The organism is Arthrobacter sp. SLBN-122 (genome assembly GCF_006715165.1).
Lineage (GTDB): Bacteria > Actinomycetota > Actinomycetes > Actinomycetales > Micrococcaceae > Arthrobacter.
In genome coordinates this window covers 2,337,940-2,356,496 of the sequence record NZ_VFMS01000001.1, presented here as the reverse complement: position 1 = coordinate 2,356,496, position 18,557 = coordinate 2,337,940, and the positions used below count along the sequence as shown (strand labels likewise).

The window sequence follows — 18,557 nt, the reverse complement described above, 5'->3', positions numbered from 1 at the left end:
TCCGGTCTCAAAATTGAAAGGATTCACTGATGAATCCCCGCCTCACCCCCATACGCCTTCTTTCGGTCGGCGCCGGCCTGGCACTGACGGTGGGCTGCCTCGCCGCCCCGGCCTCCGCCGTCGGACCCTCCCCCAAGCCCGGGAACCCCGGCATTCAACTGGACCACCTGGACCGGGGGCTGGTGGCCGCCGGCACCTCGGAGGGCGTTGTCCTCAGCTGGCGCCTGCTGGGCAACGAAGCCACCGGGTCCTCCGCCACCGGCCTCACCGGCACCGATTTCACTGTGTACCGCGACGGGCAAAAGCTGGCCACCGTCACGGACAGCACCAACTTCCTGGACCGTACCGGAACGGCCGCCTCGGCCTACCAGGTGCGCGCCGTCGTCGGGGGCGCTGAAGTGGACCGCAGCGCAGCCGCCACCCCCTGGGGCAGCAACTTCAAGGACATCCCGCTCAAGAAGCCGGCGGACGGCGTGACCCCCGCAGGCCAGGCCTACACCTACTCCGCCAACGACACCTCCGTGGGCGATGTTGACGGCGATGGCCAATACGAATTCATCGTCAAGTGGGACCCCAACAACTCCAAGGACGTCTCACAGGTGGGCTACACGGGCAACACCTACGTGGACACCTACAAGGCGGACGGCACCCTCCTCAGCCGCATCGACCTGGGCGTCAACATCCGTTCCGGCGCCCACTACACCCAAATGCTGGTCAACGACTTCGACGGCGACGGCCGGGCAGAGATGATGATGAAGACGGCGCCGGGGACCATGAGCACCAGCTTCAACGCCGACGGCAGCGTGGCGGCGAGTTCCTTCATCTCGCTGCTCCAGTCCGATATCGACGCCGGCTACTCCAACGCTGACGACTACCGCATGAGCGCCGCCGACTACTACCGGCACATGGTGAAGACCTTCCAAGGCTGGACAGAGCACCCCGAGGTGAAGGCCGGCCACTGGCCCGCCACCCTTGAGGAAGCGTTCGGCATCGCGCCCAAGTACAAGTACCCGTTGTCCCAGCCCGACGCCGAAGCACTCACCGACTACTTCATGGACGTCTACGCCCCGTCGCGCAGCGCCCGCAACAACCTGCGCGCGTTTGAAGGCTTCATAGTTTCCGGGCCCGAGTACCTGACGGTCTTCGAGGGCGGCACGGGCAAGGAGCTGAAGACGGTGGCCTATATGCCGGGCCGGACGGACGACGGCCTGATGTGGGGCGATTACGCCATGGCACGGATCGAGCCGGGCAACCGCGTGGACAGGTTCCTGGCCGGCGTCGCCTACCTCGATGGCAAAAAGCCCGCAGCCGTTTTCGCCCGCGGCTACTACACCCGCACCACCTTGGCCACCTACACCTGGGACGGGACCAACCTGTCGCCGGTCTGGAACGTGGACTCCGGCTGGACGCCTATGACCAACCCCTTCAACGACTCCCCGCACGGCCGCGACGGCACGGACCCCACCTACGGCAAGCTCACCACCCAGGGCTTCCACTCGTTGAGTGCCTCCGACGTGGACGGTGACGGAAAGCAGGAGATCGTCTACGGATCGGCAACGCTCGACGACGACGGATCAGTCCTGTACACGTCGTTCGACACGCTGCCCACCGGCAGCGCCGCTCCCGGCGGGGAGGCGCGGCTGGGACATGGCGATGCCATGCATGTGGCGGACATCGACCCGGCGCGCCCCGGCAAGGAGATCTTCACCGTGCATGAAGGGGCCGCCTATGCCCCGTACGGCTACGCGATGCGGGACGCCGCCACCGGGGAGGTACTGTTCGGCGCCTACTCGGGCAAGGACACCGGCCGAGGCATGATCGGCGACGTGGATCCGTCCGTTCCCGGCATCGAGAACTGGGCCATCGGCATGCAGTCCGCGGACGGCCGCAAGCTTTCCAGCAGCGCCCCCGGAACCAACATGAGCATCAAGTGGGCCGCGGACATGACCACGCAGATCATCAATGGCTCCGGCGACCAGACCCCCACCATCGATGACTGGAAGCGCGGGCGGCTGCTCACGGCGGACGGCACCCGCACCAACAACAGCACCAAGGGCACTCCCAGCCTGGTGGCGGACATCCTGGGTGACTGGCGCGAGGAGATGGTGGTCCGGACGGCCGACAGCTCAGCGCTCCGGATCTACCTGAGCACGGAGGTCACCAACCACAAGCTCTACACCTTGATGCACGATCCGCAGTACCGCGCCGAGGTTGCCCGCCAGAACACGGCCTACAACCAGCCTGCCTACACCGACTTCTACCTTGCCTCCGACATGACCTTCGGCAACGTACCCCTGCGGGCCGCGTGGCTGCCGGGCAGCCTCAAGGCACTACAGGACATCCTTTCGGACCTGGTGGACTCCGGGGATGTGGCGGGACCCGTGGGGGCCCAGCTCGACGCCAGTATTCAGCAGGCAGCGAAGGCGGTCCAGGACGGCGACCCGGCCAAGGCAGGCCAGGCCATGCGGAGGTTTGCAGACTTCCTTGCCCAGCAGAAGGGGCCGGATACGGTATCAAGTACGGCCCGGGTGGCGTTGGACTACAACGCCGGCAACATCCTCCGGGCCTTCTCGAATCCAGGCCAGTGAGGGCAGGGACGGCCGATAAAAGGGAGACTGATGGCATGACACTTGCACCGCTCATCGAACTCAATGACGGCAACAGAATTTCCCAGCTGGGGCTTGGCACCTGGCCTCTGGACGACGAACAGGTGGCTGCCGCCGTCGTCCAAGCCGTGGAAGCCGGGTACCGGCACATCGATACCGCCGTGAAGTACGGCAACGAACGCGGCGTAGGGAACGGAATCCGCGCCAGCGGCGTGGACCGGAGCGAGCTTTTCATCACCACCAAGCTGGACGGTGAGTTCCAGGGCGACGACCGTGCAGTGGCGGGCTTGGAGGGCTCACTGAAGCGGCTGGGCTTGGATTATGTGGACCTGCTCCTGATCCACTGGCCGCTCCCGGGACGGGACCAGTACATCTCCACCTGGCGGACGTTTGAACGGCTGCAGGCTGAGGGAAAAGTCCGGTCCATCGGGGTATCCAACTTCAAGCCGGCCCACCTGGAACGGTTGTTGGCTGAGACTGATGTGGTGCCGGCCGTTAACCAAATCCAGCTCAGCCCTGCAATTACCCGGTCCGCCGAGCGGGAATTCCACGAACGGCACGGGATCGTCACGGAGTCCTACAGTCCGCTTGGCGGATCCGGTGCAGGTTTATTAAGTGCTCCCCTCCTTGCCCAATTGGCGGAAAAGCATGGGAAAACCCCTGGCCAACTGGTCCTGCGGTGGCACATACAAAACGGATTGGTAACGATTCCAAAGACGGCTTCACCGGAGCGGATGGCGGAGAACCTGGACGTGTTCGATTTCGCCCTGGACCCGCAGGATCTAGCGGAATTATCGGTCCTGGACGAGGGTCCCAACGCCGGCAACGATTCAGACATAACAGGGCACTGAAACCTGCCTGAACAGGACTTTTTTCTCAAAACGGGGTTGGCAAAAAGATAGTAAGCATGATTACTATTGGGGCAGAAGGATGAAGTGCCTCCGGAACCTGGAGGCCTCCTTTACTTAGGAAGAGAGCAACAAATGGGATTTATTGCATTTCTGATTCTCGGACTTATTGCTGGTGCGATCGCTAAGGCGATCCTCCCGGGCAGGCAGGGTGGCGGCTGGGTCATCACTCTGATCCTGGGCGTCGTTGGCGCTTTCCTCGGCGGCTGGCTGGGCGGGTTGATCTTCGGCAGTGGACTGCAGGAGTTCTTCTCAATCCAGACGTGGCTGCTGGCAATCGTCGGCTCGCTGATCGTCCTTGCCATCTACGGCATGGTCACCAAGCGAAGCGCCCGCGGATAACTGTACGGGCATGCCAGGAGGCCGGCCTGGGGACACCATCCCCAGGCCGGCTTTCATTTTCTCCGGCAAAGGGCGCCCTCTACGCCGGCCGGAACTGACAACCTTCTCGCAGAGCAGGAGTTCATCGTGAAAAACAAGCTTCTTTTGGGTGTCGGCGTTGCCGTCGGCTATGTCCTCGGCTCGCGCTCAGGCCGTGCGGCCTATGACAAGCTAAAGGCCCGCGCCGCCGGCATCTGGGACAGCAAGCCTGTCCAGGACAAGGTATCCGTGGCTACGGAGACCATCAAGGAAAAGGCCCCCGAGGTGGCGGACCAGTTGACCGAAGCCGCACGCCGCGCAGGCACGGTCATTGGCTCGGCGATGCACCGGGACGGCAGCTCCGGTGGAGGCCAGACGTCAGGGACTGCCGGTACTTCCAGTACCCCGTCCACAGTCGCCCCCGAGGCGGGCGACGCCAACAGCGCGGGTGAGGACCATATCCCCGCGCACAGCACCCACCCGGAGACCACCAACCTTGGCACCTCCGACGGGACCGGCACCAAGGCCTGATCATTGCTCTCGCCCTGATCATTACGCGGGGAGCTGCGTTTGACACAGCGGGATGCAGGCTTTGTGCTACAACTGAATCGCCTTGCCGGCCGTCGCGATCCTTGGGGGACGCGGCGGCCGGTAACGTTTAACTGGCCTTGAAACAACACCAGCCCGGGTTTTCCACATAGGGGTTTTGGGGTCTCTTCTTTGTCGGTGGTGGCTGGCAGAGTTGGGTTATGGAGGCCATCGGGGAAGATCTTGGGCAGGCGGACGACGCCGGCAGTTGGCTGCCGCGCCCGGCCCACCTTCAGGCAGTCCCCCGGCAGGTTGCAGTCACCGGCGAGGAGCCCGCACGGCCATCCCATGGTCTCCCGGCTGCCGCGGCACCTGTTGGACGGGACGTGGCACCTGTTGCACGTAATTTGTTGGACGGACTGGGTGCGCGGCTTGCGGCCGCTGCCCTGGCCGCCCCCGACGTGCTGGCCGCCGCCTCCTATGTCGAGGCCGCCGACTTCGCCGACGCGGTTGAAGAGCTGGTCCGCACCGCGGAATACCTGCAGATCCTCTCGGCCGGCGCCGTGGACCGGACCCGCACCCAGGCCATCAACGACACCGCCACGGCCAAGACCCGCGGCAGCCGGGCCCGGGGCTGGATCACCGGATGGGACGCCAACGGTGCCGAAACCCTGAAGACCGGCCCAACAGCTGTGCGCGAAACCGACGCCGAGTGGCCCGGATCGCCCTCCCGGCCCGGGCCAGCCGCTGCACCCGGCCACCCCGCGGCGTCTCCGGCCGACGACGGCTGCCGGAACACCGCAGAGTTCCTCCGCCTCCGCCTGCGGATCCCCATCCGCGAAGCCCGCCGCCGCCTCACCCTCGCCCGGCAGGTCCTCCCCGGCACCACCCTCACCGGCGAACCACTCCCACCAGCCCGCCCACACCTCGCCGCCGCCCTCACCCCGGGCCCGCGATCGGACGCCAACCCCCAGGCACCGGCGGCGTCCTCGCACGCCGCGACCCTCATCACCGCCACCCTGGACCGGCTCCAGCACCACACCAACCCGGACACCCTGGACCGGATCGAACACCACCTCACCCACGCCGCCACCACCACCGACCCCGACTTCCTCACCCGCCTGGCCCAACGCTGGACCGACACCATCGACGCCGACGGCACCGAACCCACCGAAGAAGCCCTCCGCCACACCCAAGGCGCCTTCATCCGCAAACCCCGCCACGGCCTGCACCACGTCGAAATCTTCGCCACCACCGACCAATACGAACACCTCCTCACCGTCATGAACACCGCCACCAACCCCCGCACCACCACCCCCGACACCAGCACCGGAAACGGCAGCACCGCAGGCACAGGCACGGGCACCGGGGACAGCCCAACGGCGAACACCCCAGCCGAACACACCGCCCAGATTGACCTGGACCGGCGCACCCGCGCCCAAAAACAACTCGACGGCATCATCACCGCCGCCAAAACCGCCCTCGCCACCAACACCCTGCCCACCACCGGCGGCAACCGCCCCCAAATCATCGCCACCATCCACTACCAGGACCTCTTCAAGACAGACACAAACGCAGACACCGGGACAGGGGCGGCCACAGAAACCGGCACCGGGACCTTCGCGTTCACCGGCCCCGTCGCCGCAGCCACCCTGCGCAAAATCGCCTGCGACGCCGACATCATCCCCGCACTCCTGGGCACCGGCGGCGAAATCCTCGACCTCGGCCGCAAAACCCGCCTCTTCACCCCAGCCCAACGAACCGCCCTCACCGCCCGCGACCAAGGCTGCGCCTTCCCCAACTGCACCACCCCCGCACCCTGGTGCGAAGCCCACCACATCACCTACTGGTCACACCGCGGACCCACCACCACCGGAAACGGCGTCCTGCTCTGCAGCCACCACCACCACCTCATCCACAAAGAACAATGGAAAACCACCACCACCAACGGCACACCCATCTTCATACCCCCACCCCACATCGACCCCACCCAAACACCACAACAAAACCACTACTTCAAACCACCCCCACCCCCCACCACCCGCAAACCTGCAGGCAAGCGGATGAGGCAAGGGTGCTGAACAGTTGCCGGACCGCGTTTTCCGATAGACCGCCATTCAGGTTCGTCCTGCGCCGAATCACTATCCGGTTCAAGGAGCCGGGACTGACAAAGCCGGGCAGGATGCCTATGCCCGCGGGTCCCCTGCCACAGCGCGCCCGACCACCACGGTGCCGTCCACTTCCTCTGAACGGACCGTCCATGTGTCGAAACCGGCGGCGGCGAGGATCGCGGATGTACCGGCTGCCTGCCGCTTGCTGGTTTCAATGAGCAGATGACCACCGGGGGCCAGCCATCCGGGGCTTCCGGCAGCAACACGGCGGTGGAAGTCCAGGCCATCAGCACCGCCGTCGAGGGAGGCAAAAGGTTCGTAAAGGCGCGCCTCGGGCGGCATGGTGCGGATAGCTTCTGTGGGCACGTACGGAGCGTTGACCACCAGCACCCGGACCCGGCCGCGCAGCTCCGGCGGCAGGGCATCGAACAGGTCCCCTGCATGCACCTGACCGCCCATTGGCCCAACGTTTCGGCGGGCACACCGAACAGCCGCAGGTTCAATGTCCGCGGCATGCAGTTCCACCCACGGTGCCTGATGAATGACGGCCGCTCCCACGGCTCCGGACCCGCAACAGAGGTCAACGACAGCGGCGGGTGCCTGCCGGGGCCACTCCGGCAGCAGCGCCAGGGCTTCACTGACCAGGAGCTCGGTACGGCGGCGAGGGACGAAGACATTCGGTTCCACCAAAATGCGGCGGCCGGCAAATTCGGCCCAGCCCAGGATGAGTTCCAGGGGGACGCCTGCCACACGGCGCTGGACGTTCCGGTCAAGGTCAGCGGGAGTTGAGGCTTCGGCGAGCAGCAGGCGGGCCTCTTCCTCGGCGAAGACGCAGCCCGCCGACCTTAGGGCCGAGACAACGCCGTCGAAGCCCCTTGATTGGGAAGAACCGGGAGACGGTGAGGGACCGCGAACAGCCCGTGATTCAGGACGTGGCACGGCAACGCCCTCCGTTGCGCTGGTGGGCATCCCCATGTTTGCTAGGTCACGCTCTCGCGACGGCGCCGGGCGTGGACACCCACTGCTGTTACCGCGGCCATGGGCCCGCCTCCTTCGTCCGTTGCTGGAAATCCCATGCTAATAGGTGGCGTTATGCACGGGAATGAGCAGCAATTCTTGGCAGGATGGAATCATGACCATGGGCACAGCCAGCGACATTCTTTGGATCGGCACCTACACCCCCGACGGCGGCGGCCGCGCCAAGGGCATCGGCGCTGTCCGGGAGCACCAGGACGGAAGCCTTGAATGGCTGGGCACCGCAGCCGAGGCGCAGTCGCCGTCGTTCCTGGCCGTCCACCCGACACTGCCGCTGGTATATGCGGCAGCGGAGCAGCGCAAAAAGGTCCAGGCCTACCGCCGCCGGGGCGACTCTGCGCTGGAACCGTTTGGGGCACCCGAACCGGCCGGAGAGGCCACCTGCCATGTGGCCGTGGACCCGCGCGGCCGGTTTGCCACCGCTGCGTGCTGGGGCGACGGGCAGGTCCTGCTCTACGAGCTGAATGACGACGGCGGCCTGGCCGGGCGGTTTCCCACCGCACCGTCGGTTGACTCCCACGCCAGCCTTTCTCCCGGCAGCCCCAGGCAAAGCCGTGCCCATGCCAGCCTGATGCTGCGTGACGGGCGGGTCATGACCACGGACCTGGGCCATGACACCCTTCGAATTTGGAACTATGAGCCGGGCAGGGGGCTGGTGGCTGACCACGAGGTGATCCTTCCCTACGGCAGCGGTCCCCGGCATATGGTGGAGCACCCTACGGGCAACGTCTTCATCGTGTCGGAGTACTCCGTGGAGGTCTTCGTGGTCCGGCCCGAAGCCGGTACCTACGAGCTGGTATTCCGCGGACCCGCCACCGCCGGCGGGAGCCAGGACGGTGATTCCGCCGCCGAAATCTGCCTTGGCCCGCAGGGGAACTTCGCCTACGCCGGCGTCCGCGGGTCCAACATCATCAGCGTCCTGGAAGTAGCAGCAGGCGGCACCGAACTGATCCCCGTCAAGGACTTCGACAGCGGTGGGGACTGGCCGCGGCACCACCTGGTCCGCGGAAGCTGGCTGCATGTGGGCCACGAGAAATCGGACAACATCGCCACGTTTGAGGTGGATCCCGTCACGGGGCTCCCCGGCCCGAGGCTTCATAATCTGGGCACCCCATCCCCCACTGCCCTGGTGTCCGCCGGCTGACCGTAAACACACCCGGGACTTCCTGCGAGGGCTGGAGCCCCGACACAAGACGGCGCTCCCACAAACACTGGAGTAATTCAGTGCAAGCGCTTACAGTTGTGACTTGGTTCACAGATCAGCATGCTGACCTTCGAACCCTCCTGCCGCATCCCTTGTCAACGGCAAGCCTGTACAGCAGCGCTGCTTCCCAGGAAGGTCTCACCCTTGTTATTCCGCACCCCTCCAGGCGCGCCCCCACGCGCCCAACTGCGGCCAAAGCCCGCAGGAAAACTCCACCCCACAGCCCGTCGATCAACCTCTGGCCACGCCGTCGCGGCCAGGTCCGCAGCCGGCCTTCTGGCAGCCGCCGTGGCAGTTTCGGCGGCAGTCCTCCCGGCCCATGCCGGGGTGGGCCTTAAGGATCCAAAGAATCCCGGCAGCCGAGGCCAGGGCTCCTCCTCCGCACTCCATTCGCTCCGCGGTCCCGTCACGGACGAGAACTTCTACTTCGTCATGGCAGACCGCTTCAGCAACGGCAGCACCGCCAATGACCAGGGCGGCCTGGGGCCTGACCCGATGGTCTCCGGATTCGACCCCGAAAAGAAGGGCTTCTACAACGGCGGCGACCTGGCCGGCCTGCGCAACAAGATTGACTACATCCAGGGCCTGGGCACCACATCCATTTGGTTGACCCCCAGCTTCAAGAACAAGGCTGTACAGCCGGAGGACAAGTCAGCCGGCTACCACGGCTACTGGGTCACCGACTTCACCCAGATCGATCCGCACCTGGGCACCAACGACGAGCTCAAAGCCCTGATCCAGGAGGCCCACGCCCGCGGCATGAAGGTGTACTTCGACATCATCACCAACCACACGGCGGACGTTATCGGCTACCAGGAGGGCGCCCGTAAAGGCTACGCCTCCAAGGACGCCTTCCCCTACAAGACGGCCTCGGGCGAAGCATTCGATGACCGCGACTACGCCGGCACCGGAACCTTCCCCAAGCTGGACGCGAACACATCATTCCCTTACAAGCCACTCCTGGCCCCCGGTGAAGAAAACCTCAAGGTCCCTGCCTGGCTGAACGACCCCACGCTCTACCACAACCGCGGCGACACCACCTTCACCGGTGAAGACTCCATGTACGGCGACTTCTTCGGCCTTGATGACCTCTTCACCGAGAACCCCAAGGTGGTGCACGGCATGGAGGACATCTACAAGTCCTGGATCGGCGACTTTGGCGTGGACGGTTTCCGGATCGACACCATGAAGCACGTGAATGACGAGTTCTGGCAGGAGTTCGGCCCAAATGTCCTCAACTATGCCAAGGAACACGGCAAGGACGAGTTCTTCATGTTCGGCGAAGTCTTTGACACCACCAAGAGCTTCACGTCGCAGTTCACCACCCGCAATAAGATGCAGGCCGTGCTGGATTTCCCCTTCCAGGATGCTGCCCGCAACTTTGCTTCCAAGAGCCAGGACGCCAAGGCGCTGCAGGCCTTCTTCGCCGGCGACGACTGGTACACCGACGCCGACTCCAACGTCTACGAGCTGCCCACCTTCCTGGGCAACCACGACATGGGCCGCATCGGCAGCTTCATCGCCCAGGACAACCCGGCCGCAAGCGACGCCGAGAAGGTGGCCCGCGATGGACTGGCGCACGAATTGATGTACTTCTCCCGCGGCAACCCGGTGGTCTACTACGGTGACGAACAGGGCTTTACCGGCCCCGGCGGCGACCAGGACGCTCGCCAGACGCTCTTCGCCAGCAAGGTGCCGGAGTACCTGGACGACGACCTGCTGGGCACGGACGCCACCCACGCCACCGACAACTTCAACCCGGGCCACCCCCTCTACGCCAAGATCGGTGAACTGGCCGCCCTTACCAAGGAGCACCCGGCACTTCGGAACGGGGCGCACCAGCACCGCTACGCCTCCGACGGGCCCGGCATCTACGCCTTCTCCCGCACCGACGGGCAGGACCAGCGCGAATACGTGGTGGCCCTGAACAACAGCGCCCAGCCGCAGACAGCGGAGGTCCCCACCTACATCGCCAAGCGCAGCTACACGCGAATTTACGGCGAGGGCGTCGACGAAGCCAAAACCTCGGACGACGCCAAACTGACCGTGACCGTCCCGCCGCTCTCCGCCGTCGTCTACGAATCCTCGGGACGGATCCCGCACTCCAAGGAGGCTCCCGCCGTCGCCCTCCAGCAGCCGGCCGCCGCACCGGATGACAACGGACGCATCAACGTAACGGCCGACGTCGACGGTGCTTCGTTCTACGAGGTCACCTTTGAGGCGAAGACGGCCGGCGGCCAGTGGCAGCCCATCGGCACGGACGACACCGCGCCGTACCAGGTGTTCCACGACGTTGCGGCGCTGGACGCCGGCACGCCGCTGGAGTACCGCGCCACCGTGCTGGACAACGGTGGGCATGCCGCCACCAGCCAAAGCCGATCAGCAAGCGTTCCCGCACCCGTCGTCACCCTGCAAAAGCCCGCCGAGGGCAGCAGCGTGGAAGGCAAGGTTGAGCTCAGCGCCACAGCTGATCCGGAAAAGGCCAGCCACGTGGTGTCCTTCGAACGCAGTGTTGGCGGCGGCGGCTGGACCGCGGTGGGCACCGACTCGTCGTCGCCCGTCTACTCCGCAACTGACGACGTCTCCGCCCTGGCCGACGGCACCAAGGTCCAGTACCGCGCAACGATGGCCGGCCCGGGTTTCAACGTCACCAGCGACACCAGGACCGTCACGGTTGGGCAGGCCCCGCAGCCCGACTCCGTCACGGTGGCCGGGTCCCTGAACCAGGCAATGGGCTGCAGCGCAGATTGGGATCCTGGCTGCAGCAAGGCACGGATGACCCTGGATCCAGCTGACCGCATCTGGCGGCTGACCGTAGACCTCCCGGCCGGCAAGTACGAGTACAAGGCGGCACTCAACGGCGGCTGGGACGAAAACTACGGCGCCGACGGCCAGCTGAACGGGCAGAACATCGTGCTGGACCACCCCGGCGGGCCTGTGACCTTCCGCTACGACAACAGCACGCACCTGCTGAGCGCCGTCTATGCCTCACAGCAGCCGGCCGCGGTGGCCGCTGCCGGGAGCATGGACAGCGAGCTGGGCTGCACCTCGGACTGGGAGCCTGCCTGTGGCCAGGCGCAGCTGGTGCTGGACCCGGCCGACCTCGTGTGGAAGCTCTCCGTTCCGGACCTGCCGGCGGGAAGCTACGAGTTCAAGGCGGCCCTCAATAAATCGTGGGACGTCAGTTACGGGGCCGGTGGGGCAACGCCGGGGGCCAACATCGTGTTTGAGCACGACGGCGGCCCGGTCACCTTCCGTTACGACCACTTCACCCACGTGATCACGGCGGGTTAGGTTCACCCTCCGATATAAGGCAAGCAAAAAGCAACAGGCCCCGCCGCTTACCAAAGCGGCGGGGCCTGGTTGCTTCCATTTCCCGCTTAGGAGCCGTGCAGGGCTCCCTCCACCGCCGCAAGCAGCGAGTTGAACCGCTTGTTCCCGGGAAGGTCATCGAGGTAGACGGGCTTGCCGTCCGGGCCGCCCAACGGCACCTGCCAGTTGGGGTAGAGGGCCTCCGTGGTTCCGGGCTGGTTCTGGACCCGCCGCTCCCCCACCGCATCTACCAGGGCCACGCCGAGCAGTACCGACGGCGCCTGGGCCAGCAGGAGGTGCAGCGCCTCGATGGTGTGCTCCTCCGATGCCTGCCCCTGAGCACCACCGGCCGCGCCTTCGGAGAGGTAACCTCGTTCACGCAGCAGTGCGAACATCTTCTCCAGGGACGCGTTGTGCTCCGCCCGCTCCTCCTGCTCGGACCGCTCCAGCAGGCCCAGCCGGCTCCGCAGCCCCACGTGGTCTCCGGCGAGGTAACCGGCGGTGGGCGGGAGGTCGTGGGTGTTGACGCTGGCGAGTGCCTGCGTGCGGTACTTTTCCGGCGCAAGGGGCGAATCGCCGTCGTACTCAAACCAAAGGATGGACGTGCCAAGGATCCCGCGGGCCGCAAGGTAGTCACGCACCCATGGCTCGAAGGTGCCCAGGTCCTCCCCGATCACCACGGCGCCGGCACGGTGCGCCTCAAGGGCGAGGATGCCGATCAATGCCTCGTGGTCGTAGCGGACGTACGCGCCGTCCCCCGGAGCATTCCCCATGGGAATCCACCACAGCCGGAACAGGCCCAGGATGTGGTCCACACGGATGCCGCCGGCATGCCGGAGCACGTTGGCCAGCATGTTGCGGAACGGTTCGTATCCCGCCTCGGCCAGCCGGGCGGGGTGCCACGGCGGCTGTCCCCAGTCCTGGCCCTGCTGGTTGTACATGTCCGGCGGGGCCCCCACGCTGGTGTTGGGGGTCAGCACGCCGCGCAGCGTCCAAGCGTCGGCGCTGCTGTGGTCCACGCCCACCGCGAGGTCGTGCACCACGCCCATCCGCATGCCCGACCGCAGGGCAGCCCGCTGTGCGTTTTCCAGCTGTTCGTCGCAGATCCACTGCAGCCAGCGGTGGAATCCGATCCGGTCCGCCAGCTTGGTGCGGAGGGCTTCCGCTTCCGGGGTTCCGATGGCGTAGGCGGGGTCTTTCCAGAGCGGATCGTCCGGCGCCAGGTCCTCGCGGATGGCCGACCACAGCGCGAAGTCCTCCAGGCCGCTGCCGGAAACGCGGCAGAACTCGTCGAAGGCGGCCTGCCGGGCGGGTGAACGGCGCGTGTGGTAGAGCATTTCCAGTGCCTGCAGCTTCGCGGCATAAACGGCGTCGCGGTCCAGGCGGGCGCCCTCCCTGTTCAGGCCGGACACTTCGTCGCGAAGCTTCTCCACGGCGGCGCGCCTGCGCGGCTTCAGGTAAGCGAGCTCAGGAATGGCCTCAACGCGGATGTACAGCGGGTTGAAGAAACGGCGGGTGGACGGCGAATAGGGCGAAGGCTGGACCGGCGGAACGGGCTCAGCCGCGTGCAGCGGGTTCACCAGTACGTAATCGGCGCCCCGTGCGCCGCTGATGGCGGCCAGATCGGCCAGGTCCGCAAAGTCGCCGATGCCCCACGACCGCTTTGAGCGGACCGAATACAGCTGCGTGGCCAGCCCCCAGCCGCGGCGTTCCTCCAGCGGCTTTGCCGTGGCCAGCCGTGCCGGCGTCACTACCAGGGTGGCGGTGGCGGTGGCACCTTCCGACTCCGCGTGCAGGGTGTGCCAGCCCAAAGGAAGGTCCTCGGGAAGGGAGAATGTGGCACGTCCCATGGACACGCCGTCGACCTCCTTGGGCTGGACCCAGAGATCCTGCTGGACCGCCGCCCGCTCCCCGGCTCCCCCTTCCAGGCTGACGGCAAGGCGCGCAGTGGCACCGTCACGGACGTGGACCGGCACCTGGGCCGGCTCGCCCTGTTTGATAACGACGGCGGGCGGCAGCATCCGCCGCCACGGCGCCAGTTCCGCTTCCGCAAGGGCAGCCTCGACGTGCCCGTTGGTGTGCGCCTCAACGCCGAGGGCGGCCAGCACCTTGATCAGCGTCTCCTGGGCAACGGCGTGCGGAAGCCCGTCCCAGCCCTGAAAGGACGTGCCCACGCCGTGCGCGTCCGCCAGCCGCTGCAGCAGGTGCGGATCGACCGGCCCAGGGGCAGTGGCTGGAGGCCCTGCCGTGGTGGTTGGCCGTTCTGCATGCTGTTGGTCTGAAGCCGTCATGGGCGTCCGCCTCGTCTGTGATGGTCCCGGAACTTACAGTGCTGCTGTTGTACCGGGCGCCGACACCCCCGTGCACAACCGTTGGTTCAGATTATTGCAGGGCGGCGCGGAGGCGAAACCCGGACTGCACGCGGGCGGGTCTTGACAGGTCCCGGGCACGGCCTACGGATCGAAGTGCGTGCTCACTGCCCCGTCACTGACCCGGCCCAGGATCCCGGCGGCAACGTCCCGCAGCTTCTGGTTCCGGTGGCTCGACGCCTTGGTGAGCAGGGCCATGGCCTCGTCCTGGCTGCACCGGTTCTGGCCCATGATCACGCCGCAGGCAAGGTCTATGGTGGTACGGCTCGCCATGGCCGCCCTTAGGTCATCCGCGAGGTTCTGGGTATCGGCAATCCGCAGCGCCAGCCGCAGTGCGCGGGATGCGAGATCGGCAAACGCTTCAGCCCGGTGGACGGTGTCGGGAGCAAAGACGTCCGGCTCCGCGGCAAAGAAGTTCAACGCCGCGGACTGGTGCTCGTCCAGGGCAAGGGGGACGCCCAGGACGCTGCCGCAGCCATTCTCGGCCAGGACTTTCTGGTAGTTGGGCCAGCGGTTATCAGTCTCCACGTTGGACAGGACCATGGGCCTCATGACCTCCAGCGCCGCGAGGCACGGGCCCTCCCCCAGGGCCTGCTCCAGCTTGTCCAGGACCACCGCGCGTTCACTGCTGCCGGCAATGGTGACATTGCGTTTGCGGCGCCGGAGGGTCACCCCGCACTCGATGGGCGCGCCTGCGTCATCGCTGAGTGTGGAAGCCGCAAAAGTGGACAGCTCCGTCAGGAAGTCAGCCACGTTGCTGCTGCCGATGATGAGGTCGTGCAGCTGGACGAACTGGTCGTCACTCTTGATGGTTCCCATCCCCCAATATAGGCATGATGCCCGGCCGTTTGCGCGCCACAAAACGTCATCCCCGCTGGCCCCGGTTACTCTGTGCGACGAAAAGAGAAGGACTAAGGCGGAAATCTGCGGTGCTCCCTCCCAGCTGTGTAGCCTCATGACGATCCAAGGCACGGCAACTGAATGGAGGAAACCGCAGATGAGCCTGAGTGAACTGCGGGTGTTCGGACGGTCGGGAACCCCCATCAGTCCCCTCACCCTTGGCACCATGAATTTCGGCGAGGGGAACGGAAGCTCCCAGGGCGCCCCCACCGGTGCGGATGAAAGCATCCGCATCATCCATGCGGCCCTGGATGCCGGCATCACGGCAATTGACACCGCTGACGTCTACTCCCAGGGCGAGTCCGAGCAGGTGGTGGGCCGCGCGTTGCGCGGCCGCCGGGACGACGTCTTCCTGGCCACCAAGTTCCACGGCCAGATGAGTCCCAATCCGGCACACTCCGGGAACTCCCGGCGCTGGATCATGCAGGCCGTCGAGGGCAGCCTCCGACGGCTGCAGACAGACCGCATCGACTTGTACCAAGCGCACCGGCCGGACTACAACACGGACGTCCTGGAGACCATCACCACCCTTAACGACCTGATCCGCCAAGGCAAGATCCTGTATTACGGCACCTCGGTATTCACGCCGGCGCAGCTCGTGGAGGCGCAGTGGCTCGCTACCACGAACCACCTGATCCCGCCGCTGGGCAACCAGGTTCCGTACAGCATGCTGGTCCGTGGCAATGAACGGGACGTCCTGCCAATCGCCCAGCAGTACGGCCTTGGCGTGCTCGCCTACGGTCCGCTGGCTGGCGGCTGGCTGTCCGGCAGCTTTGTCCTCGAATCAGGCAAGCCGCCCACCCGGGTGCACACACTGCCCGGCCGCTACGACATCTCCGGGCCCTCGAGTGAGCGGAAGCTGCTTGCCGCTGACTCGCTCGCCCGGCTGGCGGACAAGCTGGAGCTGTCCCTGGTGGACCTGGCCGTGGGCTTTGCCCTGACCCATCCCGCCATCAGCAGCGTGATCATCGGCCCGCGCAGCAGCGAGCACCTCCAGGCGTACCTGCGTGCGGCGGATGTCCAGCTGGGCGAGACCGTACTGGACGCCATCGATGAGCTGGTGCCGCCGGGAATCAACTTCGTGGAAAGGGACGCGGGCGCCATTGTCCCGTCCATCGAGTTCGCGGAATTGCGACGGCGGTAGGTCGCTTCCAGCCCTGCGCCCGGGACTATTGACTAACCGGTAGAAGACTCCTACGGTCGATACCGATACCGCTGCCCAAGGAAACAGGGGCCCGCCATGCCAATGTCCGATGAGGAGCGACGCCTGCTCAAGGAGCTGGAACTGGGGCTGATCGCGGACGATCCGCATCTGGCCATGGAACTGCTGTCCGGCTATCCGGCGCGCCGTTTCCCCCCCGGGCTGTTCCCGGGGACGGCTGCGGCGCTGGTCGGCCTGGTGCTCATCATTGCAGGGGCCGGGCTGCCGGCTCCCGGCGCGGTGGTGCTGGGGGTTCTGTTGCTGGGGCTGGGTGCCTGCCTGCTGCTCGGTCCCACGCTGCTGGCCCGGAGCGGGGGCCGGCAAATCACCGGTTAATTACCTGGGTGGTGGTGCGCTTGGCGCAGCTGTTGCGCCTGCGCGGCGCCCTTCTGCTGCCCCGGGTTGCCGCCGCGGCGTCAGGATGAACAGGCTAGCCAGGACGACGGCGGCGCCAAGCCAGGCAAGTGCCGGGAGCCGTTCGCCCACCACGAATACGGCCAGGACGGCTGCTACCACGGTTTCGAGCAGGGAGATGCCGGTGGCCGTGCTCGCCCCCACCCGGGCCAACCCCCAGCCAAACAGCAGATACCCGGCAAACATCGGCACCACGGCCATATAAGTGCCCACACCAGCGGCCTGCCAGGACTCCAGCAGCGGGCCGCCCGTCGCGGCAAGCACCGGCATCAGGAGGATGCCGCCGAGCCCGAAGACGGCCCCCATGGCGGCCCGGGAGGTGACACCTTGGCCGGTCAGGCGATGGGCCGCCCAGGAATACAGGGCATACGTGGTTCCGGCCAGCAGGCCCAGGAGGATTCCCGCCGTCGAGGTCCAGGAATCCGGTCCGGGGCCCGGCTCGTTGGGCGCTGGCGAATGTCCGGCAAGGGACAGCAGGGCGGCTCCGCCGATTCCAACCATCGCCCCCAAAATCCATTGCCTGCTTAGCAGCTTTCCATCGGCGAAACGTTCAATAAGGGCCGCGGCCACCGGCGCCGAACCGATGGAGACCACGGTTCCCACGGCCACTCCGGAAAGGTGCATGGAACTGTAGAAGGCCAGAGGGTAGACAGCCACCGCCGTCGCGCCGAGCAACACCAGGCGCCACCGCGCATGAAGCCTGCCCCACTGGGCGCCGATATGGCGCGCGGCGTACACCGCCTGCAGCAGTCCGCCCAGCCCCATGGCCACGGCGCCAATGGCCAGCGGGCTCACTGCCGGCGCGAAGGTGGCCGCCGTTCCGGTGGTCCCCCAGAGGATCGATGCTGCCACGACGGACAACGCTCCCCAACGCCGGGCCTGCTGGTGGTGAGGCGTGTAGTTCACAGGGCATCCAGGAGTTGCGTGGCGATGGACCGGGCATCCCGCAGCGGTGCATCGTTTCCTTCGAGACCCGCCCTGGCCATGGCTCCCTCAAGCAGGAAAGCCAAATGTGCAGCAAGACCAGGAGCCTGCTCTTCCCGGCCCGGCAACAGCGCGGCCACGTGCTTCGACAGGAGCTCCTGAACCTGTTCCTTGTGGCGCCGCACGGCAGCCCTGCCGGGATCCCCGGCCGGCAGTTCCGCCGCGGCATTGAGCAGCCCGCAGCCCCTGAAACCGTTCTGGTAGGCGAAGTTGGCGTGGTCCAGGTAGGCGTCGAAGACGGCCAGGACCTCTTCCCGCGGAGTGCCGGCCGCTTCCAGCCGGTTGCGGTAAAGCCCCAGCCATTCCCCGTGCCGGGCTTCGAGGTATGCGGCCATCAAATCCGCCTTTGACCTGAAGTTGTTGTAAAGGCTCTTCTTAGCCACTCCCGCTTCCGCGGTGATCGCATCGATGCCCGTGGCAGCCACGCCATTCGCATAGAAAAGGCGTGCGGCCGCCTCAAGCAGCAGTTCGCGGGCAGGACGGCGGCCCGGCGATGCAGGGCTTGAAAGGGTCATTGGGGCTCCTTACGGCATCGGTAGGTAACCTAGTATACCTACTTGACACTTTGGCCTGCCGGTTCTAAATTCAAGATACTTATTTTTAGAGCGAGGCACCGATGCTCAAT

14 protein-coding genes are annotated in these 18,557 nt (G+C 66.1%); 9 read left to right on the top strand and 5 right to left on the bottom strand.

Annotated features, from left to right (window positions below; genetic code table 11):
• Positions 1-29 precede the first annotated feature (29 nt).
• The 5 genes from FBY36_RS11015 (at position 30) to FBY36_RS10995 (ending at position 6,483) form a co-directional block, all read left to right on the top strand.
• A complete protein-coding gene (locus FBY36_RS11015) occupies positions 30-2,588 on the top strand; it encodes a rhamnogalacturonan lyase (protein WP_142119347.1) in 2,559 nt (852 codons plus the stop codon).
• 35 nt (positions 2,589-2,623) lie between these two features.
• Positions 2,624-3,457 (top strand): aldo/keto reductase, encoded by an 834-nt coding sequence (locus FBY36_RS11010; protein WP_142119345.1) that lies wholly within the window; start codon positions 2,624-2,626, stop codon positions 3,455-3,457.
• 132 nt (positions 3,458-3,589) lie between these two features.
• Positions 3,590-3,856: a GlsB/YeaQ/YmgE family stress response membrane protein gene (locus tag FBY36_RS11005; protein WP_056331329.1), complete on the top strand. Its 267-nt coding sequence runs from the start codon at positions 3,590-3,592 to the stop codon at positions 3,854-3,856.
• A 126-nt stretch (positions 3,857-3,982) separates the two neighbouring features.
• On the top strand, positions 3,983-4,405 hold the full coding sequence (locus FBY36_RS11000) for a YtxH domain-containing protein (protein ID WP_142119343.1): 423 nt from the start codon (positions 3,983-3,985) through the stop codon (positions 4,403-4,405).
• Between the two features lie 218 nt (positions 4,406-4,623).
• The gene (locus tag FBY36_RS10995; protein ID WP_142119342.1) at positions 4,624-6,483 is read left to right on the top strand and encodes an HNH endonuclease signature motif containing protein; all 1,860 of its coding nucleotides are present in this window, start codon (positions 4,624-4,626) and stop codon (positions 6,481-6,483) included.
• A 105-nt stretch (positions 6,484-6,588) separates the two neighbouring features.
• Here FBY36_RS10995 and FBY36_RS10990 read toward each other — a convergent pair whose 3' ends face one another.
• Positions 6,589-7,482 (bottom strand): putative protein N(5)-glutamine methyltransferase, encoded by an 894-nt coding sequence (locus FBY36_RS10990; protein WP_142119340.1) that lies wholly within the window; start codon positions 7,480-7,482, stop codon positions 6,589-6,591.
• A gap of 163 nt (positions 7,483-7,645) precedes the next feature.
• Between FBY36_RS10990 and FBY36_RS10985 the strand changes: the two genes are divergently transcribed.
• Together FBY36_RS10985 and FBY36_RS10980 are read left to right on the top strand one after the other, a co-directional pair.
• Positions 7,646-8,692: a lactonase family protein gene (locus tag FBY36_RS10985; RefSeq protein ID WP_142119338.1), complete on the top strand. Its 1,047-nt coding sequence runs from the start codon at positions 7,646-7,648 to the stop codon at positions 8,690-8,692.
• A 204-nt stretch (positions 8,693-8,896) separates the two neighbouring features.
• A complete protein-coding gene (locus FBY36_RS10980) occupies positions 8,897-12,046 on the top strand; it encodes an alpha-amylase family glycosyl hydrolase (RefSeq protein WP_142119336.1) in 3,150 nt (1,049 codons plus the stop codon).
• Between the two features lie 86 nt (positions 12,047-12,132).
• On the opposite strand, the gene malQ is transcribed toward FBY36_RS10980, so the two are convergent.
• On the bottom strand, positions 12,133-14,355 hold the full coding sequence (gene malQ, locus FBY36_RS10975) for a 4-alpha-glucanotransferase (protein WP_142119334.1): 2,223 nt from the start codon (positions 14,353-14,355) through the stop codon (positions 12,133-12,135).
• 162 nt (positions 14,356-14,517) lie between these two features.
• Positions 14,518-15,252: a GAF and ANTAR domain-containing protein gene (locus tag FBY36_RS10970; RefSeq protein ID WP_142119332.1), complete on the bottom strand. Its 735-nt coding sequence runs from the start codon at positions 15,250-15,252 to the stop codon at positions 14,518-14,520.
• Positions 15,253-15,430: 178 nt separating this feature from the next.
• Here FBY36_RS10970 and FBY36_RS10965 point away from each other — a divergent pair, with 178 nt between their 5' ends.
• Positions 15,431-16,477: an aldo/keto reductase gene (locus FBY36_RS10965; protein WP_142119330.1), complete on the top strand. Its 1,047-nt coding sequence runs from the start codon at positions 15,431-15,433 to the stop codon at positions 16,475-16,477.
• 96 nt (positions 16,478-16,573) lie between these two features.
• Positions 16,574-16,870: a DUF3040 domain-containing protein gene (locus FBY36_RS10960; protein ID WP_235008802.1), complete on the top strand. Its 297-nt coding sequence runs from the start codon at positions 16,574-16,576 to the stop codon at positions 16,868-16,870.
• Here FBY36_RS10960 and FBY36_RS10955 read toward each other — a convergent pair whose 3' ends face one another.
• Positions 16,871-17,854 carry a DMT family transporter gene (locus tag FBY36_RS10955; RefSeq protein ID WP_142119328.1) on the bottom strand — a complete coding sequence of 328 codons (984 nt, stop codon included), beginning with the start codon at positions 17,852-17,854 and terminating at the stop codon, positions 16,871-16,873.
• Entirely contained in the window at positions 17,851-18,447 is a 597-nt protein-coding gene (locus tag FBY36_RS10950) for a TetR/AcrR family transcriptional regulator (RefSeq protein ID WP_142119326.1), read from the bottom strand. Before FBY36_RS10950 ends, FBY36_RS10955 begins: the two co-directional genes overlap by 4 nt.
• Positions 18,448-18,557 lie beyond the last annotated feature (110 nt).